This window comes from Kocuria palustris (assembly GCF_007666205.1).
GTDB lineage: Bacteria > Actinomycetota > Actinomycetes > Actinomycetales > Micrococcaceae > Kocuria > Kocuria palustris_A.
Genome location: NZ_VDOR01000003.1, coordinates 214,665 through 235,078, shown reverse-complemented (window position 1 = coordinate 235,078; position 20,414 = coordinate 214,665). Strand labels below are relative to the sequence as shown.

At 73.7% G+C, this 20,414-nt stretch carries 18 protein-coding genes; 13 read left to right on the top strand and 5 right to left on the bottom strand.

Annotation, left to right across the window (positions count from 1 at the left end):
• Window positions 1-8 precede the first annotated feature (8 nt).
• Genes FSY66_RS05275 through FSY66_RS05265 form a run of 3 tightly spaced genes read left to right on the top strand, consistent with a single transcriptional unit; the run spans window position 9 to window position 3,114 of the window.
• Window positions 9-818 carry a lysophospholipid acyltransferase family protein gene (locus FSY66_RS05275; RefSeq protein ID WP_260853476.1) on the top strand — a complete coding sequence of 270 codons (810 nt, stop codon included), beginning with the start codon at window positions 9-11 and terminating at the stop codon, window positions 816-818.
• Complete coding sequence (locus tag FSY66_RS05270; protein WP_144791932.1) at window positions 815-1,951, top strand: NAD(P)H-dependent glycerol-3-phosphate dehydrogenase; 1,137 nt, start codon at window positions 815-817, stop codon at window positions 1,949-1,951. Before FSY66_RS05275 ends, FSY66_RS05270 begins: the two co-directional genes overlap by 4 nt.
• The gene (locus FSY66_RS05265) at window positions 1,948-3,114 is read left to right on the top strand and encodes a D-alanine--D-alanine ligase family protein (protein WP_144791930.1); all 1,167 of its coding nucleotides are present in this window, start codon (window positions 1,948-1,950) and stop codon (window positions 3,112-3,114) included. Before FSY66_RS05270 ends, FSY66_RS05265 begins: the two co-directional genes overlap by 4 nt.
• Window positions 3,115-3,122: 8 nt before the next feature.
• Here the strand turns inward: FSY66_RS05265 and FSY66_RS05260 are convergent, their stop codons facing one another.
• Window positions 3,123-3,677: a DUF3515 family protein gene (locus FSY66_RS05260; RefSeq protein ID WP_144791928.1), complete on the bottom strand. Its 555-nt coding sequence runs from the start codon at window positions 3,675-3,677 to the stop codon at window positions 3,123-3,125.
• A gap of 118 nt (window positions 3,678-3,795) precedes the next feature.
• Here FSY66_RS05260 and thiL point away from each other — a divergent pair, with 118 nt between their 5' ends.
• From thiL to FSY66_RS05235, 5 genes are all read left to right on the top strand, one after another.
• Entirely contained in the window at window positions 3,796-5,031 is a 1,236-nt protein-coding gene (gene thiL, locus FSY66_RS05255; protein ID WP_144791926.1) for a thiamine-phosphate kinase, read from the top strand.
• Window positions 4,973-6,037 carry a DAK2 domain-containing protein gene (locus FSY66_RS05250; protein ID WP_260853474.1) on the top strand — a complete coding sequence of 355 codons (1,065 nt, stop codon included), beginning with the start codon at window positions 4,973-4,975 and terminating at the stop codon, window positions 6,035-6,037. Before thiL ends, FSY66_RS05250 begins: the two co-directional genes overlap by 59 nt.
• Window positions 6,037-8,343, top strand: a complete 2,307-nt coding sequence (locus FSY66_RS05245) for an ATP-dependent DNA helicase RecG (RefSeq protein ID WP_144791922.1) — start codon at window positions 6,037-6,039, stop codon at window positions 8,341-8,343. The genes FSY66_RS05250 and FSY66_RS05245 overlap by 1 nt, the downstream gene beginning before the upstream one ends.
• Before the next feature lie 6 nt (window positions 8,344-8,349).
• The gene (gene rsmD, locus FSY66_RS05240) at window positions 8,350-8,991 is read left to right on the top strand and encodes a 16S rRNA (guanine(966)-N(2))-methyltransferase RsmD (RefSeq protein WP_144791920.1); all 642 of its coding nucleotides are present in this window, start codon (window positions 8,350-8,352) and stop codon (window positions 8,989-8,991) included.
• A 150-nt stretch (window positions 8,992-9,141) separates the two neighbouring features.
• The gene (locus FSY66_RS05235; protein ID WP_144791918.1) at window positions 9,142-10,494 is read left to right on the top strand and encodes a UDP-glucose dehydrogenase family protein; all 1,353 of its coding nucleotides are present in this window, start codon (window positions 9,142-9,144) and stop codon (window positions 10,492-10,494) included.
• Window positions 10,495-10,597: 103 nt separating this feature from the next.
• On the opposite strand, the gene FSY66_RS05230 is transcribed toward FSY66_RS05235, so the two are convergent.
• On the bottom strand, window positions 10,598-12,109 hold the full coding sequence (locus FSY66_RS05230; protein ID WP_260853473.1) for an aminotransferase class I/II-fold pyridoxal phosphate-dependent enzyme: 1,512 nt from the start codon (window positions 12,107-12,109) through the stop codon (window positions 10,598-10,600).
• Window positions 12,110-12,218: 109 nt separating this feature from the next.
• On the opposite strand from FSY66_RS05230, the gene coaD reads away from it, so the two are divergent.
• The 5 genes from coaD to mutM all read left to right on the top strand — a co-directional run bounded on the left by coaD (window position 12,219) and on the right by mutM (window position 15,310).
• Window positions 12,219-12,785, top strand: a complete 567-nt coding sequence (coaD, locus tag FSY66_RS05225; protein ID WP_260853471.1) for a pantetheine-phosphate adenylyltransferase — start codon at window positions 12,219-12,221, stop codon at window positions 12,783-12,785.
• A 79-nt stretch (window positions 12,786-12,864) separates the two neighbouring features.
• Window positions 12,865-13,434, top strand: a complete 570-nt coding sequence (locus tag FSY66_RS05220; RefSeq protein WP_144792185.1) for a YceD family protein — start codon at window positions 12,865-12,867, stop codon at window positions 13,432-13,434.
• A gap of 2 nt (window positions 13,435-13,436) precedes the next feature.
• Complete coding sequence (gene rpmF / locus FSY66_RS05215) at window positions 13,437-13,640, top strand: 50S ribosomal protein L32 (RefSeq protein WP_144791915.1); 204 nt, start codon at window positions 13,437-13,439, stop codon at window positions 13,638-13,640.
• 1 nt (window position 13,641) lies between these two features.
• Complete coding sequence (gene rnc / locus FSY66_RS05210) at window positions 13,642-14,367, top strand: ribonuclease III (RefSeq protein ID WP_144791914.1); 726 nt, start codon at window positions 13,642-13,644, stop codon at window positions 14,365-14,367.
• A gap of 1 nt (window position 14,368) precedes the next feature.
• On the top strand, window positions 14,369-15,310 hold the full coding sequence (mutM, locus tag FSY66_RS05205; RefSeq protein WP_144791912.1) for a bifunctional DNA-formamidopyrimidine glycosylase/DNA-(apurinic or apyrimidinic site) lyase: 942 nt from the start codon (window positions 14,369-14,371) through the stop codon (window positions 15,308-15,310).
• Between the two features lie 95 nt (window positions 15,311-15,405).
• Here the strand turns inward: mutM and FSY66_RS05200 are convergent, their stop codons facing one another.
• Genes FSY66_RS05200 through FSY66_RS05190 form a run of 3 tightly spaced genes read right to left on the bottom strand, consistent with a single transcriptional unit; the run spans window position 15,406 to window position 20,377 of the window.
• Complete coding sequence (locus tag FSY66_RS05200; RefSeq protein WP_144791911.1) at window positions 15,406-16,608, bottom strand: NAD-dependent epimerase/dehydratase family protein; 1,203 nt, start codon at window positions 16,606-16,608, stop codon at window positions 15,406-15,408.
• A complete protein-coding gene (locus tag FSY66_RS05195; protein ID WP_144791910.1) occupies window positions 16,605-19,349 on the bottom strand; it encodes an alpha/beta fold hydrolase in 2,745 nt (914 codons plus the stop codon). The genes FSY66_RS05200 and FSY66_RS05195 overlap by 4 nt, the downstream gene beginning before the upstream one ends.
• Entirely contained in the window at window positions 19,346-20,377 is a 1,032-nt protein-coding gene (locus FSY66_RS05190) for a 3-oxoacyl-ACP synthase III (protein ID WP_144791909.1), read from the bottom strand. The genes FSY66_RS05195 and FSY66_RS05190 overlap by 4 nt, the downstream gene beginning before the upstream one ends.
• Window positions 20,378-20,414: the final 37 nt, after the last annotated feature.

Genomic DNA, 20,414 nt, shown 5'->3' with positions numbered 1-20,414 from the left:
AGCAGCAGATGAGCCGCACCCGCGTCGAGGGCAGGACCTCCGAGCTCACGCTCGAGATGAAGGCGCTGCATGCGCTGGTGCGGGCTCCGTACCGGTGCCTGGCCCGGCGCACCGTCGAGCACGCCGAGCGCATCCCGGCCGAGGGCGCATGCCTGATCGTGGCGAACCACGTCACCGAGATCGACCCGGTGACCGTCGGCCTCACGGTCGTCGACGCCGGGCGGGTGCCCCGGTTCCTGGCCAAGGAGTCGCTGTTCCGCATCCCGGTCCTGGGGCATCTGCTGCGGCGGATCGGGCAGGTGCCCGTGCACCGCGGCACCAGGGACTCGGTCCGCGCCCTGGGCACCGCGCGGGAGCGGCTGGCCGAGGGCGGGGCCGTCGTCATCTATCCGGAGGGGACGCTGACCCGCGATCCCGAGCGGTGGCCCATGCACTCGTACCCGGGGGCGGCGCGGCTGGCCCTGGGGCTCGGCATCCCCGTGATCCCCGTGGCGCACTGGGGGGACCAGGAGATCCTGGGCCGGGACCGCGACTGGAGACCGCACGCGAGCCTCTGGCCGCCCAAGCGCGTGCGGGTGCGCGTGGGGGAGCCGGTGGACCTGAGCCGCTTCGACCACCCGGACACGCGCACCCCGTCCGCCGAGGGGGACCGTCCGGGCGTGCTCGGCCGCGATGCCCGCGTGGCGGCCGTCCCGCACGCGGCCGCCGCGGCGGCCACCGAGGCCATCCTCGACGCGATCTCCGCGGAGCTCTCCGTGCTGCGCGGGGAGCCCGCGCCGGAGACCCGATGGGACACCCGGATCGAGGGGCGACGATGACGCAGCGCAGCAGCCGGGCGGGCGCCGCGCCCTCCGAGCTCGCCGGGGCCGAGTGGTCACCGCGCCGCGCCGCCGTGCTCGGGGCCGGGTCCTGGGGCACGACCTTCGCCAAGGTCCTCGCGGATGCGGGGCTGCAGACGCCGGGCACGGCGCCCGAGGTGGTCCTGTGGGGCCGCGACGAGGAGGCGATGTCCCGCACGGCCCGGACCCGGGTCAACGAGCGCTATGTGCCGGGCACGCACCTGCCCGACCCGCTGCGGATCACCGCGGACCTCGCCGAGGCGCTGCGCGGCGCGGATCTCGTGGTGCTCGCCCTGCCGGCGCAGGCCCTGCGCTCGCAGCTCGACGCGGTGTCCGAGCATCTGGAGGCCGAGGCCGTGCTCGTCTCGCTGGCCAAGGGGCTCGAACGGGGGACCGGCCTGCGGATGAGCGAGGTCGTCGCCGAGGTCCTGGCCGAGCGGCGCCCCGCAGGCCACCCGCGCGGCGGGCGGGACCGGGAGGGGTGGCTGCGGCGGCTGTGCATCGTCTCGGGACCGAACCTCGCCATGGAGATCGCCGACGAGCAGCCCACGGCCTCGGTCGTCGCCGCCGCCGACCCCCAGCTGGCCGCCGATGTGGCGCGCGCGATCGCGGCTCCCTACTTCCGGCCGTACACCAACAACGACGCGGTGGGCACGGAGATCGCGGGGCTGACGAAGAACGTCATCGCCGTGTCCGTCGGCATCTGCGACGGGCGCCACTACGGCGACAACTCGAAGGCCTCCGTCATCACCCGCGGTCTCGCCGAGTCCACGCGGCTGGCCCTGGCCCTCGGTGCGCGCGGCGAGACGATGGCCGGGCTGGCGGGGATCGGCGATCTGGTGGCGACCTGCTCGTCGCCGCTGTCGCGCAATCGCACCGCGGGCCGCCTGCTGGGCCAGGGCCGCACCCTCGAGCAGATCGAGCGGGAGATGACCCAGACCGCCGAGGGGCTCAAGTCGGCTCCCGCCGTGCTGCAGCTCGCACGCGAGCACGGGGTCGACATGCCGATCACCGAGGCCGTCGTCGCTATCCTGGACGGCCGCATCACCGTCGACCACCTCGCCCCGCTGCTGCTGGGCCGCGAACTGAAAGCGGAGGGAACCACCGCATGAGCACCACCGATCCCGGCACGGCCCCGACGGGCGCCCCGGCCTCCCGCCCTCGCGTGGCGGTGCTCTTCGGCGGCCGCTCCGCCGAGCACAGCATCTCCCTGATCACCGCCCGCAGCGTGCTGGGAGCGATCGACCGGAAGCGCTGGGACGTCGTGACCATCGGGATCGCCCGCACCGGGGAGTGGTTCCTGGTGTCCCAGGAGCAGCTCGACGCGCTGCTCGACGAGAACCCCATCACGGAGCTGCCCGTCGGCCACGAGATGGTCTCGCTGCCCATGGGATCGGGCGACACGGAGCTGCTCATCCGCGACATCAGCGGCGAGGGCCCGGCCGACGAGCGCCACGAGCACATCGACGTGGTGCTGCCGCTGCTGCACGGGCCCTACGGCGAGGACGGCACCCTCCAGGGCATGCTCGAGCTCGCGGACCTGCGCTACGTCGGCTGCGGCGTGACGTCCTCGGCCGTGGCCATGGACAAGCACTTCATGAAGGTCGCCTTCGAATCCGCAGGCCTCGAGGTCGGGCCGTACATCGTGGCCCGGGACCGGCGGTGGCGCAGCGAGCCGGAGGCGGTGCTCGACGACGTGGCCGGGCTCGCGGCCCCGGTGTTCGTCAAGCCGGCCCGCGGCGGCTCGTCGTTCGGGATCACGCAGGTCGACGATCCCGCGGACCGCGACGCCGTCACGGCCGCGATGGAGGAGGCCCGCCGCTTCGACCGCAAGGTCGTCGTGGAGGCCGGCATCCGCGGCCGGGAGATCGAGTGCGCGGTGCTCGAGGGCCGCGGCCAGCAGCCGCCCCGGGTCTCGCAGCCCGGCGAGATCGAGGTCGTGGACGAGCATTCCTTCTACGACTTCGAGGCCAAGTACGTCGCCCAGGACTCGGCGCAGCTCAGCTGCCCCGCGCGCATCCCCGAGCCCGCCGCGGAGGCCATCCGCTCCGCGGCCGCCCGCGCGTTCGAGGCGGTCGACGGGGAGGGGCTCTCCCGCGCGGACTTCTTCCTGACCGACGACGGCCGGGCGATCATCAACGAGGTCAACACCATGCCGGGCTTCACCTCGATCTCGATGTACCCGCGCATGTGGGAGGCATCCGGGCTGCCCTACGCGCAGCTGCTCGACGAGCTGCTGATGCTCGCGCTCGAGCGCTCCGTCGGTCTGCGCTGACCCCGGGCTCAGGCCTGCGGCGCCTCCTCGACCGAGAGGCACTGCGTCGTCTGCGGGACCGTGGAGACGGCGCTGCCGATGTCCACCAGTGCGGTCGACGACGGCACGACCGTCGTGTCGAAGGTGACCTCGAAGGCCGGCTCCCGCCCGTAGGTCGTCGCCTGCCACTGGTTCTCCGCCCCGAGATCGCGGATCAGCCAGTCCACGCCGTTGACGCGGGTGCACAGATCGGTCGTGGGCTCCGGAGGGGTCACACCGCAGCGCACGACCGCCGCCGAGGGATCGCCGAAGGCCGCGGTGCCCTGGCTCGAGGTCTGCCGCTGATCCTGCTCGCCGAGCTGCTCGGGCATGGCCAGCATGGCCGGCGCGCAGTCCGGGTTCGCCGCATCCTCGGCGGGCTCGACCTGCACGGCGCCCGCGCCGCAGCCGGTCAGCAGGAGGCCTCCGGCCGCCGCCATGACGGCGGCCGCACGGCCCCTGCGCCGGGTCGCCCGCGGCGAGGGACGCACTGCGGACCGCCCGCGGAAGCGGTCGGCGACGGGGGCGGGGAGACCGATTCGCATGGCCGTGATCCTATCGCCGGGGCTGCACGGGCCCCGAATCGCCCCCCCCCGCTCCGCCCCGCCGGGTGCGGGGCGCGGCGCGGCACGGCCTGTCGGGAGGCACGGCTACCGTGTCCGCATGCACAGGACGGACAGCGGGGCAGGCAGCGTATCGAGCGACGGCGCGGACGCGGCCGGCGCCGACGGGTCGGCGGGCGCGTGCGCGCCGATGCCGGCGCCCAGGACGGTGGGGGAGACCTCGGAGGCCGAGCTGCTCGCGGCCTTCCTGCCCCTGCTGCGCGGCGAGGCGTCCCCGCACCTCGAGCTCGGGCCCGGTGACGACTGCGCCGTGATCAGCGCCCCGGATGCGCGGTTCGTGATCACCACCGACACCCAGGTCCAGGGCCAGGACTTCCTCCCGGTCTGGCCGAGCGGGACGGTGACCCGCGGGGCGGACACCGGCGCCAAGGCCGCCGCGCAGAACCTCGCCGATGCCGCGGCCATGGGCGCGGTGCCGTCGTCGATGGTCGTATCCCTGACGCTGCCCCGGCAGACCGAGCTCGAGTGGGTCAGGGACTTCGCCCGCGGGCTGCGCCGGGGCGCCGACGCCTGCGGCGCGCCGCGCGTCGCCGTGGCCGGCGGCGACCTGGGCGGCGGCGAGCAGATCGTCGTGACGGTCGCGGTCACCGGCGACCTCGAGGGCCGCCGGCCGGTCCTGCGCTCGGGCGCGAGGCCCGGGGATCGCATCGTCCTGGCCGGGACGGTCGGGCGGGCGGCGGCCGGTCTGGCGCTGCTGACGTCGACGGCGTACCGGCCGGGGGAGGACCCCGCGCTCGACGAGATCGCCGGCGCCCAGCTGCGGCCCGTGGCCCCGGTGCCGGTCGGACCCGAGCTGGCCCGCGCCGGCGCCACGGCCATGATCGACGTCTCCGACGGCCTGCACCGCGACGCCGGCAGGATCGCGACGGCCTCCGGTGCGGATCTGGATCTGGATCCTGCGGCCCTGCGGGAGCTGGCCGCCCCGCTGCGCCCGGCGGGCGATCTGCTGGGCGCGGACCCGCTGGAATGGGTGCTCACGGGGGGCGAGGACCACGGTCTGCTGGCCTGCCTCCCGGCGGACGCTCAGCTGCCCCGCGGCGTCCGTGCGATAGGATCTGTGCGCCTTCCGGGACCCGCCTCCGGCGCGGAGGAAGCCGGCCCTCCCGGGCAGGCGCCTCGATCGGCGCCCCGCGTGGGCGGCATCGTGCGCGTCTCAGGCGAGGATGCGAGCGAGCTGATCGGCCCAGGCCGCAGCGGAGGATGGGACCACTTTGAACGTGCGCAGCGCAGCGAACACGGACCTCGTGAGGCGGTGGCTGAGCCTCGCCGTCCGTGAGCTGCGATCCTCCGCCGATCTGCTGGACGCGCTCAACGTCTTCCCGGTGGCCGACTCGGACACCGGCACGAACCTGGTGATCACCGTCGCCACGGCGGCCGAGGCCGTCGAGGTCCTGGAGACCCCCGATGCCGGCGAGCTCATCATGCTGGCCGGGCAGGCCGCCCTCGACGACGCCCGCGGCAACTCCGGCTCGCTGTTCGCCGTGTGGCTCACGGCCGTCGGCGTCTCCCTGCAGGGCACCGGCCTCACCGCGGAGTCCCTGTCCCAGGCGCTGGCCTCGGGCGACCTGCGCTGCTGGTCCGCGCTGACGGATCCGGTCCCCGGCACCATGCTCTCGGTCATCCGCGACATCGCGGGCGCGCCGGTCCCGGAGACCGAGGATCCCGGGTCCAAGCGCACCCTGCTGCACCTGCTCGAGCGCGTCGTCGCGATCGCGCAGGAGGCCGTGCTCGGCTCGACCGATCAGCTCGAGGTCCTGCAGGGGACCCGCCGGGTCGATGCCGGGGCGCTCGGGATGCTGATCGTCGTGGATGCCCTGCGGCGCGCGGCCGCCGGGGAGGGCGCCGGGCGGCCCGTGCTGTGGGCCGGGGCCCCCGAGGGCTCCGCCGAGCCGACCGGCCAGGAGACCGGGGCCCGGGTCCAGGACCTGCTGACGCGGATGCGCAGCGTGGTCGCCCGGCTCGACCCGGAGACCGACATGGCCCCGGCGGCGGGCGAGCACGACACGGGCGTCGAGGTCGTCGCCACGGTCGAGCTGACCGCGCTCGAGGCCGCGACCGTGCGCTACGAGCTCACCGAGATCGGCCGCTCCGTGATCACCTCCCCGATCTCCCAGATCGATGGCGAGCTGTGGCGCTGGCGGGTCCACGTCCACGTGGACGACCAGCAGGAGGCGCTCGAGCTCCTGCGCACCCACGGCACGCCGCGCAACGTCGCCGTCACCGGGCTGAGCCCCGAGGACGCCGGCCGGCAGAGCCGGGTCAACGTCTCGGACCTCGACTGATGAGCCCGCGGAAGACGCCCGGGCCGTCGTCGCGGCCGGCCGAAGGCCCGGCAGGGGGCGTGGCCGTCGAGCGCGGGGATCTGGACCGCCCGCTGAGCGAGGTGCTCGGCGGGAGCACCGCGAGCGCGTTCTCGAAGCATCTGGGGGTCACCTCGATCGGGCAGCTGCTCGAGCACTTCCCGCGCCGGCTCGTGCCGCGCGGGGAGCTCACGTCGTTCGACGAGCTGCGCCTGGACGAGCACGCCACGCTCGTGGCCGAGGTGCTGCGCGTGTCCACCCGGCGGATGCGCTCGCGCAGCGGCTCGATCACCGAGGTCGTGATCACGGACCGGTCCTCGCAGGAGGAGGCCGAGCTCCTGGCCGGGGCCACCGGCGCGACCATGACGCTGAGCTTCTTCAACGCGTGGACGGCCGCGCGCGATCTGCTCACCGGGACCCACGCCCTGTTCTCGGGGAAGGTCACGCAGTACCGCGGCGAGCTGACCATGACCAATCCGCACTATGCGCCGCTGGATCCCGGCGACGACGCGGACGCCGCCGATGCCCTGAGCAGCGCCGGGCGCCCGGTGCCGGTCTACCCGGCCGTCGCGAAGCTCACGGGCGATCGGATCGCCCAGGCCGTCCAGCTGAGCCTGGCCGCCGTGGATTGGTCGACCGTGCCGGACCCGCTGCCGCCCGAGATCGCTCGCGCCCACGGGTACTCCGATCTGCGCACTGCGTACGGGGCCATGCACCGCCCGGCCGATGAGCAGGAGTGGCACCGGGCCAAGGCCCGCTTCCGGCACACCGAGGCGCTGATCCTGCAGGCGGCGCTGCTGCGCCGGCGCCGGGCCGTCGCCCAGCGAGCGGCTCCCGTGCTCACCGGGGCCGGGGGCCGACTGCTCGCGGGGTTCGGAGCGCGCCTTCCGTTCGCCCTGACGGCGTCCCAGCAGGCGGTCGGCGAGCAGATCGCCCGGGACCTGGCCGCCGAGCACCCCATGAACCGGCTCCTGCAGGGCGATGTCGGCTCCGGCAAGACCGTCGTGGCGCTGCGGGCCATGCTCCAGGCCGTCGACTCCGGAGCGCAGGCCGTGCTGCTCGCGCCCACCGAGGTGCTGGCCGCCCAGCACCACGCCTCGATCACCCGCGCCCTGGGCCCGCTCGGCGCGGCCGGGACCCTGGACGGGGACCCCGACGGCACCCGGGTGGTGCTGCTGACCGGATCGATGCCCGCCGCGGCCCGCAAGCGGGCGATGCTCGAGATCATCACGGGCGAGGCCGGGATCGTGATCGGCACGCACGCCCTGCTCTCGGACACGGTGGAGTTCTCGCGCCTCGGGCTCGTGGTGATCGACGAGCAGCACCGCTTCGGCGTCGAGCAGCGCGACCGCCTGCGCGAGTCGGGCACCGACGAGGTGCCGCACCTGCTCGTCATGACGGCCACCCCGATCCCGCGCACGGTGGCCATGACGGTCTTCGGCGACCTCGACGTCTCCGTGCTCGAGGGCCTGCCCGCCGGCCGGCGCCCGATCGAGACCCACGTGGTGGGGCTGCTCGAGCACCCCGCGTGGGAGCGTCGGATCATGGCCAGGGCCGCCGAGGAGATCGCGCAGGGCCGGCAGGTCTACGTCGTGGCGCCCAAGATCGGCGCCGACGACGAGATCCCGCCCTTCTCCCTGTCAGGATCCGCGCTCGACGACCGGGCGGCGGAGACCATGGTCTCCACGAGCTGGCTCGAGCAGATCGTCGATGCGGCGCCCGAGCTGGCCTCCGTGCGCACGGCCGTGCTGCACGGGCGGCTCGACGGAGCCGAGAAGTCCGCCGTCATGGAGGGCTTCGCGGCCGGGGAGATCGACCTGCTGATCTGCACCACGGTCGTGGAGGTGGGCGTCGACGTCCCCAATGCGACCCTGATGGTCATCGCCGACGCGGACCGCTTCGGGATCTCCCAGCTGCACCAGCTGCGCGGGCGCATCGGGCGCGGGGGGCATGCGAGCACGTGCCTGCTGGTCACCCGGAGGGGCGCGGAGCACCCCTCGCGCGAGCGGATCGCCGCGGTGGCCGCCACGACGGACGGCTTCGAGCTCGCCCAGGCCGACCTGGCGCAGCGCCGCGAGGGCGACATCCTCGGCGACGCGCAGTCCGGGGGCCGATCGACCCTGCGGCTGCTGCGGGCCGTGGACGATGCCGCGGTGATCGAGAAGGCTCGTTCGGAGGCGCAGTCCGTGCTCGATGCCGACCCGGACCTGCAGCGGCATCCCGAGCTGCTGGCCGCCATCCGCGCGGCCCTCGACGAGGACACCGAGAAGTACCTGGAGCGAGGCTGATCCGTCATGAGCCGCATCATCGCCGGAGCCGCCGGCGGCATCCGCCTGGCCTCCGTGCCCGGCAGCGGGACCCGCCCGAGCACCGACCGCCTCAAGGAATCCCTGTTCTCCAGGCTCGAGGCGTGGGGGATGCTCGACGACGCCCGGGTCCTGGACCTGTACGCCGGGTCCGGGGCGCTGGGCTGCGAGTCCGCGAGCCGGGGGGCGCGCGCCGTCGTCCTGGTCGAGAAGCACCCGAAGGCGCTGGGGGTCTGCCGCGCGAATGCCGAGACGGTGAACCGGGCGCTGGACGCGCAGGTCGTGCGGGCCGAGCGGGGCACGGCACTGACCTACGTCCAGGACCATGACGGGCCCTGGGATCTCGTGCTCGCGGATCCGCCCTACCCGCTCGGGGAAGCGGAGGTCACGGAGGTCCTAGCGGGCCTGGCCGGCAGGCTCGGACCCGGGGGCGTCGTCGTGATCGAACGCTCGTCCCGCTCGCCCGAGCCGACCTGGCCCGCCGGACTGCGCCTGCTGGATCGGTCCAAGCACGGGGAGTCGATGCTCTGGTACGCGGAGGCGGACGAGCCCGGGGACGCCTCGGATGCGGAAGCCGACGCGGAACCGGGCGCCGGCGGCGGGCCCGGCCGCCGTGATCACGGGGCCTGAGACGCCGGCCGCCGCCGAAGCATCACCAGAAGTTCATCCGACACATCCGGGGATCCGGGCCGGGGCGCTGTCCCGCATGCGACCGTCATGCGCAGGACCCGCGGATCAGCCCCGATCCCGCGGCAGCACGAGGCGAGGAGCACGCACCACATGCGCATCACCGTTCTGGGGACCGGCTACCTGGGGGCCACGCACGCGGCATCGCTGGCGGAGATGGGGTACGAGGTCCTGGGCGTGGACGTCGACCCCGCCAAGCTCGAGGCGCTGTCGGCGGGCGTGCTCCCGTTCCACGAGCCCGAGCTGCCGGAGCTGCTGCGCCGGCACGTCGACTCGGGCCGGCTGCGCTTCACCGCCGACTACGAGGAGGCCGGGGCCTTCGGCGACGTCCACTTCATCGGCGTGGGCACCCCGCAGCGCCCCGGGGCCTTCGCCGCGGACCTGACCCACGTCGACGCCGCGGTCACCCGGATCTCGCAGCACCTCACGCGCGACGCCGTGATCGCCGGCAAGTCCACCGTCCCCGTCGGCACCGCGCGCCGGCTGCGCGAGCTGGCGCGCACTCACGCTCCGGAGGGCATCGACGTCGACCTCGTGTGGAATCCCGAGTTCCTGCGCGAGGGCCACGCGGTCGAGGACACCCTGCACCCGGACCGCATGGTCCTGGGCCTGCCCGGCCATGGCAGCGAGGACCCGGGCGAGCGGGAGCAGGCGCAGCGGCTCGAGCGGATCATGCGCGACGTCTACGCGCCGCAGCTGGCCGAGCAGATCCCCCTGATCGTGACCGACTACGAGACCTCCGAGCTCGTGAAGGTCGCGGCCAACTCCTTCCTGGCCACCAAGATCAGCTTCATCAACTCGCTGTCCGAGCTGACCGAGGCCGTGGGCGGTGACATCCGCACCCTGGCCGATGCGATCGGCATGGACGAGCGGATCGGCCGCAAGTTCCTCAACGCCGGCGTCGGCTTCGGCGGCGGCTGCCTGCCCAAGGACATCCGTGCGCTGCGGGCCCGGGCCTCCGAGCTGGGGCTGGATCAGTCGGTGCGCTTCCTGGCCGAGGTCGACGACATCAACATCCGCCGCCGCGAGCACACGGTCGGGGTCATCACCGAGATGCTCGGCGGCTCGGTCATGGGCCGGGAGATCGCCGTGCTCGGCGCGGCCTTCAAGCCGGAGTCCGATGACGTCCGGGACTCGCCGGCCCTCGACATCGCCGCCCGGCTGCACTCCGTCGGCGCCGACGTGCACGTGTACGACCCGAAGGCCAACGAGAACGCCGCGAAGCGCTATCCCCGCGTCGACTACGCGAGCTCCCTCATCCAGGCCGTCGCCCGCGCCGAGGTCGTCGTGCTGCTGACCGAGTGGGACGAGTTCCGGCGGATGACCCCGGAGCAGCTCGCCCCGCTCGTGCGCAGCCGGCAGATCCTCGACGGCCGCAATGTCCTGGACCCGCAGCAGTGGATCGACGCGGGCTGGACCTACCGCGCCCTCGGCCGCCGCGCCTGAGCACGGCCCGCGGGCGTCGTCGACCCCCGGCCCCGCCCGGACCGGGGGCTCCCTGCCTCTCCTGCTCTCCCTGCATTGCCCCTGTCGAAGCGCCCCCCTCGCATCACACCCCGCTGAGCTCGATGGCCGCGCCCGCGACCGGCCGATTCCTCACCTCACGCACCGCGAGCGGCCGATTCCTTACCTCATGTGCCCCGAGTGGCCGATTTCTCACCGCTTCGACGTCGAAACGGTGAGAAATCGGCCACTCGCGCGGGGTTGGGTGGAAATGCGGCCGCTCGCGGTCGAGGGGCGCGGCCGACGCCCGCCGTGACGGGGGAGCGGCGGCGACGCCGGCGGCGGAGGTCAGCGCAGCGCCGCGGCCAGCCGCCTCATGCCCTCCTGCAGAGTGGGGGGTGCTCTTGCACGCGGCCACCCGCATCCAGCCCTCGTAGAGCTCCCGGCTGCCGGGGGAGGCGAACGCCGACAGCGGCAGCAGCGCCACCCCGGCCTGCTCGATCAGCGCGACGGACAGCTGCGCCGACGTCGTCGCCCCGAAGCGCTCGAGCACCGGGGAGAAGTCGGCCACGACGTAGTACGAGCCCGACGGCTGCGCCACGGCGAGCCCCATGCCGCGCAGGGCCCGGGCGACCAGGGCGCTGCGCTCGCCCTGCTCGGCCGCCAGGGACTCGGCCCAGGGATGCAGATTCCGCAGGCCGACGGCGACCGCGTGCTGCAGCGGGGCCGGAGCCGAGTGGGACAGATAGGTCTTGACCACGGCGACCCCGCGGATGAGCTCGGCGGGCCCGCTCACCCAGCCGATCCGCCAGCCGGTTGCGCGCAGCGTCTTGGAGGCCGAGGACACCACGAGGGTGCGGGCTCGGACCCGGTCGGCCAGCTCGGCGTCGAGCAGGCTCGACGGGGAGGCAGAGGAGCCCGCGGCCAGGGACACGTGATCGCCGTCGTGGCGCAGGTGCTCGTAGACCTCGTCGGTGAGGATGATCGCCTCGTGCTCGACGGCCAGCTCCCCGATCAAGCGGGCGGTCTGCCGGTCGAGGACCATCCCGGTCGGATTGTGGGGGTCGTTCACGAGCACCGCGGCGGTGCGCTCGCCGAAGGCGGCGCGCAGCTCGTCGGGATCCGCGCGGAACTCCGGCGGGCGCAGCGGCACCGTGCGCAGGATGCCCCCGGCGAAGGCCACGACGGCGGCGTACAGGTCGTAGTGCGGCTCGAGCACCACGACCTCGTCGCCGGGCCGCAGCACCGACAGCAGCGAGGCGGCCAGGCCCTCCGCGGCGCCGGCCGAGACGATGACCTCGGTCTCGGGGTCGAGCTCCCGCCCCTGGGTCTCGAGCTGCTGGGCGGCCACGGCCTCGCGCAGCGCCGGCAGCCCCCGGTCGGGCGTGTACTGATTGGCACCGCCGCGGATCGCGTCGACGGCGGCGGCGAGCATGGGCTCGGGGCCATCGGCGTCGGGGAAGCCCTGGCCCAGGTTGACGGCGTCGTGGCGACGGGCCAGCGCCGAGGTCTCGTCGAAGATCGTCGATCGCAGGGCGCCGGCCTCGTCCATCAGCCCGGCCCCGCGGGCCATGGCGTGCCAGGGAGGGGTGCGGCGGTCGGCAGGGGAGCGGCTCATGGGCTCGAGTCTAGGCAGGGCCTCGGCCGCCCCCCCTGCCCCTCATCCGCCCGCGGCCGCTGACGTGCGCGGCCGTCCGCCCCGCGCGGGCGCCCCGAGCCGCGATACCGTGTCCGGCATGACCGAGAGCCCCCTGCCGACCACCCGTCCCGAGTCCCCGGATGCCGGCGCGCCGCGAGGTCCGCGCCGCGCCGTGTGCGTCGGGTCCTTCGATCCCGTCCATCTGGGCCACGTCGGCATCATCGAGCGCGCCGCGGCGCTGTTCGACGAGGTGATCGTCGCGGTCGCCGACAACCCCTCCAAGCAGCACCGCTTCCCGATCGAGCGTCGCGTGCAGCTGGTCGAGGACTCGCTGCGGGACTCGCCCGGACGGGCCGAGCAGCGGGTGAGCGTCGAGCCGCTGGGCGGCGGGCTGCTGGCGCAGTACGTGCAGCGCCGCGGCGCCGTGGCCGTCGTGAAGGGGCTGCGCTCCGGGCAGGACTTCGACTACGAGCTGCCGATGGAGGCCATGAACCGCTCGCAGACCGGCATGGAGACGGTGTTCCTGGCCGCCGCGCCCGAGCTGGCGCACGTGTCGTCGTCGCTCGTCAAGGAGGTCCACGGCTTCGGCGGCGACGTCGCGGCCTTCGTCCCCGCCCCTGTTCTGGCGGCCCTCGACGAGACCCGCGAGCGGTGAGCGGCGGGCCGCCTCGGTTGAGCATCCCCGCCGCGGCGTCTAGACTGGCGAGCTGGCATTGAACCCACAGGAGATCATCATCAGTCGAGACAACGTTTCACCGCTGACGCTGGACGTCGCGGATCTGGAACACCGTCCCGGGACGATGCGTCTCTGGCAGGAGACGGTGCCCGCGCCGGAGGACTTCGGCAACGCGATCATCGGGGTCCCCGAGGGCTCCGACATGGCGGCCGACCTCAGGCTGGAATCCGTCGTGGACGGTATCCTGGTCTCCGGCACGGTGACGGCACGCCTCCACGGCGAGTGCAGTCGGTGCCTCGACCCGGTCGAAGAGGACATGACCGCAGAGGTGCAGGAGCTCTTCCTGTTCGACGCCCCCTCCGATGCTCCGGAGGAGGACGACGACGCCGACGAGATGTACGCCGTCCAGGACGAGCACATCGACCTGGAGCCGATGCTCCGGGACGCGGCAATCACCAAGCTGCCGTTCCAACCAGTGTGTCGGGAGGACTGCCCCGGCCTGTGCGCCCAGTGCGGCGTGCGGCTGGCGGATCACCCCGATCATGTACATGAAGTGCTCGATCCCCGCTGGAGCGCCCTCGAGGGCCTGTTCGAGCAGGGGGACGAGCCCCCGAGAGAAGAGAGATAGCAGTGGCTGTTCCGAAGAGGAAGCTCTCGCGAGCCAACACCCGCGCCCGCCGTTCGCAGTGGAAGGCGAAGGCCCCCAAGCTGGTCCGCACCGTGGAGAACGGCAAGACCGTCTACTCCCTGCCGCACCAGGCCAAGCTGGTCACCGACTCCGCCGGCACCGCCCTGTACTACGAGTACAAGGGCCGCAAGGTGGCGGACGCCTGAGTTGGCGTCGGATCATCAGGACCTCCTGCAGCGTCTCGGCGTCGACATCGACGCCGAGACGCTGCTCATTGCGCTGACGCATCGCTCGTACGCGTACGAGCACGCCGGGCAGACCCACAACGAGCGCCTTGAGTTCCTGGGGGACTCGGTGCTCGGCCTGACCGTCACCGATGAGATCTACCGCCGCTACCCCGAGCGCACCGAGGGCGAGCTGGCCAAGATCCGCGCCTCCGTGGTCTCCACCCGCACCCTGGCGCAGCTGGCGCGCGAGCGCTCGCTGGGTCGGCACATCCGCCTGGGCCGCGGCGAGGTCCGCACCGACGGCCACGACAAGGCCTCGATCCTCGCCGACACCATGGAGGCGGTCATCGGCGCCCTCTACCTCTCGCAGGGCCTCGATGCGGCCCGGGAGTTCGTGCTGGGGATGATCGTCCCGCTGCTCGAGGACGACTTCGTGATCCGCGAGGGCCGGGACTGGAAGACCGAGATCCAGGAGCTCGCCGCCCTGCGCGCCCTGGGCATCGTGACCTACGAGGTCGAGGGGACCGGGCCCGATCACAGCCGCTCGTTCACGGCCTCCTGCCTGCTGGGCGGGACCGTGCGCGGCACGGGCCTGGGGACCTCCAAGAAGGAGGCCGAGCGCCGCGCGGCCGAGAGCGCGTACTCCGCCATCACGGGCACCACGCGCACGGACGGCCACGGCCGCCCGCTGGCGGACAGGGCCTGACGTGCCCGAGCTGCCCGAGGCCGAGGTCGTGCGCCGCGGCCTCGAGCGCTGGGCCGTGGGCCGCGGCATCGACTCCGCCGAGGTCCTGGACGCCCGCTCGCTGCGGCGGCACCCGGGCGGGCCCGGCGACTTCGTCGAGAGGGTGCGCGGCGCCCGCATCCTCGACGCGGTGCGCCGCGGCAAGTTCCTCTGGCTGCCGATCGCACCCGCCGACGGGAGCGGCGAGATCGCGCTGATGGTGCACCTCGGCATGTCCGGGCAGATCCTCGTCCAGGACGACGGCCGGCCCGACGAGCGCCACCTCCGGGTGCGCCTGCGCCTGTCCCGCGCCGGGGCCGACCGCCCCGGGCAGCTGCGCTTCGTGGACCAGCGGATCTTCGGCGGCATGTTCCTGGACCCCCTGGAGCCCACCGCAGATGGCCATCCCGGCGGCTGCGGAGCCTCGGGCCTGCCGCTGATCCCGGCCCACGCCGCGCACATCGCGCGCGATCCGCTGGACCCGGCCTTCGACGCGGCCGCCTTCCACGCGGCACTGCGCCGCCGGAGGACCGGGATCAAGCGCGCCCTGCTGGATCAGGGCCTGATCTCCGGGATCGGCAACATCTACGCCGACGAGGCCCTGTGGGCCGCGCGCCTGCACTACGCCCGGCCGACCGAGACGCTGACCCGCCCGGAGACGCAGCGGGTGCTCGAGGCGACCCGGGACGTGATGACCCGGGCGCTGGCGGCCGGGGGCACGAGCTTCGACTCCCTCTACGTGAACATCGACGGGGAGTCCGGCTATTTCGCCCGGTCCCTCAACGCGTACGGGCGAGCGGGGCAGCCGTGCCCGCGCTGCCGGGCCGCGGGCCGCGACGGGGTGATCGTGCGCGAGCAGTTCATGAACCGGTCGTCGTACCGGTGCTCGGTCTGCCAGCGCCGTCCGCGGCGCGCCCGCTTCTGACGGGTCCCGGATCCGGGGACGACGACGGCCCCGCCTCATCCGATGAGGCGGGGCCGTCGCCGCGCTGCCCGGGGGCCCGGCGTCGGGTCAGGGCCTCAGCCCTGCGCGTCGGCCGAGGTCGAACCGCCCCGGTGGCCACGCGGCTGCTGAGCCTGCTCGCGCTCCCGGCGCTGCTGCTCGCGCCGTTCGCGCTGCTCGACCACGACGGGCAGGGGATGCCGGTCGTAGTGCTGCTTGAGCCGGCGCATGCCTTCCTCGATCGAGACCGACGGCTCCCAGCCCAGGACCTCGTGGGTGCGCTTCTGGGAGAACCAGTGCGCGGTCGAGAGCTGCTCGGCCAGGAACTCGGTCATGGGCGGCTCGTCCTCGCCCGGGAACCTGGCCCAGACCTTCTCGATCACCCGCCCGGCGAAGCGCGCCAGCTTGGCCGGCACCTTGCGCTGGGGCGGGGGGACCGAGCCGGCGCGGCACATCATCCCGATCAGCTCGCCGACCGGGCGCGGCTGGCCGTTGGTCACCACGAACGGCTCGCCGTGGGAGACCTCGATCCGCTCGAGGGCGCGCACGATGGCCTCGGCGGCGTTGTCGATGTACGTGGTGTCGATCAGGGCGGTGCCGTCGTCGAGCAGCGGCATCCGACCCCGCGCCGCCCGATCCACGATGCGCTCGACGAGCTGGGTGTCGCCGGGGCCCCACACGATGTGCGGGCGCACCGCGGTCACGCGCAGGGCCTCGGAATCGGCCTCGAGGGCCAGCAGCTCGGCAGCCGCCTTGGAGCGCGCGTAGTTCCCGCGCGCCTTGTACGGATTCGCGGGGCCGGCGCCGTCGCCCGAGATCGAGACGCCGGCGTGCGCGACGGAGGGGCTCGAGACGAACACGAAGTTCTCCGCCCCTGCCTTGCGCGCCGATTCGAGCAGGATGTGGGTGCCCGTGATGTTGGTGAACACGAATTCGTCCCACTCGCCGGCGAAGGAGACCTTGGCCGCCAGGTGGACGACGTCGTCGACGCCCTGGAGCGCCTTGTGCACCGCGTCCATGTCCGTGATCGAGCCGAGGACCTGCTCGACGCCGTCCTCGGCGGCGATCGCGGCCGGGCGGCGCTGGAGCACGCGCACGGTCCATCCGCGATCACGCAGGAGCCGCGCCACGGCCCCGCCGAGCATGCCGGAGGCGCCGGTCACCAGGACGGTGCGGCCGCTTCCGCGGAGCTCGTCGACGTTCTGCAGCTCCTCCTGCGTGGCGCGATGCGCCCTGCGGGGAGCGTGGGACCTGCTGGGAATGCCTGGAGTGGTGCTCACGGGTTCCTGATCCTTCCCCCGCTCAGGGCGTCGTCTGCCCAGGCGGCGAGGCGCGTGCGGTCGACCTTGGAGTTGTGGCGGATGTCCGTGGGGTGCTCCGGCACCACGAGGACAGCCGCGACATCCAGGCCGGTGGCGTCGTGGACTGCACTGCGCACGCGCCCGGCCAGACCCGCTCGCGCGGGGCCGGATCGGCGTGCTGGAGGCTCAGTCTCGCACACGACGACAGGGACCTGAGCACCTTCTGCGCCGACACCCACAAGTGCCGCGCGGCGGACCTCGTCGACGGTCTGGGCGGCGTGCTCGCCAGCCACCGGCGCGACCGGCCCGTCGTCCGTGAGCAGCAGGTGATGCAGCCGACCGGAGACCCACAGCCGGCCCTTGGCGTCGAGCTGGCCGACGTCGCCGGTCGCGTGCCAGCCGGGGATCCTGGTGGAGGCCTGCTCCGTCATCCAGAGGCGGTCGTAGCGGTCCTTGACGTGCGGGGCCTGCAGGACGATCTCGCCCAGCACGCCCGCGGTGTCCACGAGCTCGTCCGACGGCGTGCCGTCCTCGCCCAGCGGTGCGATCCGCACGGCGGCTCCGGGGACCGGCGTGCCCACGCACACGCCCTCGCCCGCGCCCGGGACGCGCGCCGGGGAGCGGCGGCCCTGCTCGGAGGCGGAGGTCTGGGAGTCGGCGGCGGCCTCGCGGATCGCCTCGAGGCTGATGTCGGTCATCGGCAGCGCCTCGGTCATGCCGTACGGCGTGTGCAGCTCCGCGGAGGGCAGCAGCCGCTGCAGCTGCTCGAGCAGCGGGGGCGGCAGCGGCGCACCGGCCGAGAGCATGAGCCGCACGCGGCCCAGCGCCTCGCGCTGATGCGGCGCCAGGTCGTCCTGCGTGGCGAGCACGTTGACGATCGCGGCGGGGGAGGCGAAGACCGTGGTCGCGTCGATCGCGGCGGCCGCATCCGCCAGGGCGCGCGCCGTGAGCGTGCGCGGCTTGGTGACGTCCATGTCCGGGGTCACGGAGGAGGCCCCCATGGCCGGGGCCAGCAGGGCGAACGGCGCGAAGGCGGCCACGAGGCCGGTCCCCGGGCGCAGGTCGCACACCGCGGCGACGGCATCGCGCATGGCGGCCATCTGGCGCTGGGTGTAGACGACGCCCTTGGCGGGTCCGGTCGATCCCGAGGTGAACAGCACGGCGGCATCGGCATCCGGATCGATCTCCGGAAGGCGCCGCGGCGCGCTGCGCTCGAGCTCGGGCACCGTGGCCTCGACGCCCAGCAGGCGCCGGCGCACGGGGTCCATGGAGCGCAGCGAGATCCGACGGCCGGGCCAGCCCAGCGCCCTGGCGGCGGTCAGCGCCGTGGGGATGCCTGCGAGCCACTGCGGGGACGCCCCCTTGAGCGCACGGGTCATCCCCGGGACGCCCAGGCCGGTGTCGGCCACCACGATGACCGCGCCCACGCGCAGCGAGGCGTAGATCAGCGAGGTGAGGTCGGACCCCGGCGGGACCATGAGGTTGATGCGGTCCCCGGGCTTCACGCCGAGCTCGACCAGGCCCGCGGCGATCCGCGCGACCCGCTCCTCGAGCTGCGCCCAGGTCAGGCTGCGCTCGATCGAGGGGCCGCGGTCGTCGTCGGCGCGGCCCATGTCGACCGTGGCGATCGCCGTGCCGGCCTCGGAGAGCTCGGCCCGGCGGGTCAGCCCCGAGGCGAAGGGGACGAACTCCCCCTGGGAGCGGGGCCGGGCCTCCTGATGCCGGGTCCGGCGATCCTGCGGATCGACGAGGTTCTGCTGCAGCCAGGCCATGATCGGCGCGGCGATGTCCCGGTCCTCGGGCAGCAGGTGGTTCGCGCCCTCGAACCGGTGGACGTCCGCGTGCGGCATGCGCCGGCGGAAGTCCTGCAGATAGCGCTCCAGGAACACGGGGTCCTTGGGGCCCCACAGGAACAGGGCCGGGACGGTCGAGGTGGCCATCCAGGCGCTCGTGCGCTCGTAGCGGTGATGCGACGGGTGGTCCTCGAACACCGGGATGTCGGCCACGAAGTGCTCGATGCCCTGGCGTCGCTCCGGGGTGTCGTAGGGGGCCTTGAAGGCGGCCTTCACGTCCGGATCGAGCCGCGGGGAGACCAGCGACAGGGAGATGTCCAGGAAGGCGGTGGTCCTCGTCGTCACGGCCCCGTGGACCGCCGGTGCCAGCGCCAGGCGCAGCGGATCGGGCAGCGGCCCGAACTCGGGGTCGTGGTAGACGGCCGAGTTGGTCATGATCGTGCCGGCATGCGCCTTCGGGTGCTGCTCGGCCCAGCCCATCGACACCAGGCCGCCCCAGTCGTGGGCCAGCGTGACGACGCGCTCGTCGTCCAGCCCGATCGCGGCGGTGAGGTCGCCGAGGTCCTGGATGCGGTCGTCGTAGCGCCGGAACAGCCCGGTGCGCTCGGACCAGCCCATGTCCAGCTGATCCACCGCGACGACCCGCCACGGCGTCTGCGCCTCGGTGGCCGCGCGCAGCACGGAGCGCCAGAGGTAGGACCAGGTGGGGTTTCCGTGCACTGCCAGGATCGTGCCGGCCGGGGTCCTGCCCTGCTCCTGGAGCACCGCGAGGTTGTCCAGCAGATGCCAGGTCCGCTCGGTGCCCGGGCGGGGCTCGCAGGCGGCGTTCGAGGCGACCCGGACGGTCCGCGACCAGCGCGGATCGAGGCCCGGGAAGCCCTCCGGATCGAACGGGGCCTGTGCTGTCTGCTCTTGTGTCGTGCTCACCAGTCGATCTCCATGAAGGTCGCATTCAGACCGGAGCCCACTCCCATGGCCAGCACGCGCTGGCCGTCCTGGAAGGAGCCGTTCTCGGCCTGCAGGGCCAGGGTCATGGGCAGCGCGGCCGATGCCACGTTGCCCCAGAACGGGAAGGTCCGCGGCAGCTTGTGCGCCGGGATCCCGATGTCCGCCTCGGTCTTGTCGGTGTGGGACGTCGAGACCTGGTGGGCGACGACCCAGTCGAAGTCGTCCCACTCGAAGCCCTGGGTGCGGGCCTCCTCCCACGTGTCCGTGAGCAGTCCGACGCCGTGCTTGAGCAGCCCGCCGGCATCCGTGTACATGCCGTCGAAGCTGCCGATGCACAGCTCGTGGTGCTGCGTGGCGGAGCGGGCCACCGAGGTGCGGATGCGGTGGCCGTCGGGGTGGGCATCGGCCTTGCCGACGACCGCCGCCGCCGCGCCGCAGCCCAGGGTCAGGGTCGCGAACTCGCGGATGACCTCGGCGCGGGTGACGTCGGGGCTGCTCAGGCGGCGGAACGCCTCGCGGTGCCAGGGGGTGGGATCCTCCCCGGCCAGCACGACGGCGTAGTCGATGGCTCCGGAGTCGATCATCGAGGAGGCGACGGTCAGGCCGTTGATGAAGCCCAGGCACGCGTTCGTGATGTCGAAGCTCAGGGCCGAGGTGGGCAGTCCCAGACGGGCGTGCTCACCCGAGGCCAGGGAGGGCTCGTAGCCGTCGCGGGTCACGGAGCAGTTGACGAGCAGCCCGACCTGGTCGGGGCTGACACCCGCCTCGGACATCGCGGCCTGGGCCGCCTCGACGGCGCCGTCGGTGTAGTGCCGGCCCTCGGACCAGACCCGGTGCTCCTTCACGCCGGCCAGGCGCTCCAGGAGTCCCTTGGGCAGCTTGAGGCGTTCGAAGGTCTCCGCGAGCTGCTCGTCCGCGCGGGTCGAGGAGACGACGACGTCCGCCTCGACCTTCTGGATCGACAGCAGCGAGGCATTGCTGTGGCGAATGATGGAGTTTCCGGACAAGGCGATGCTTTCGACGAAGGTGCGAGAAGTCTCTGGG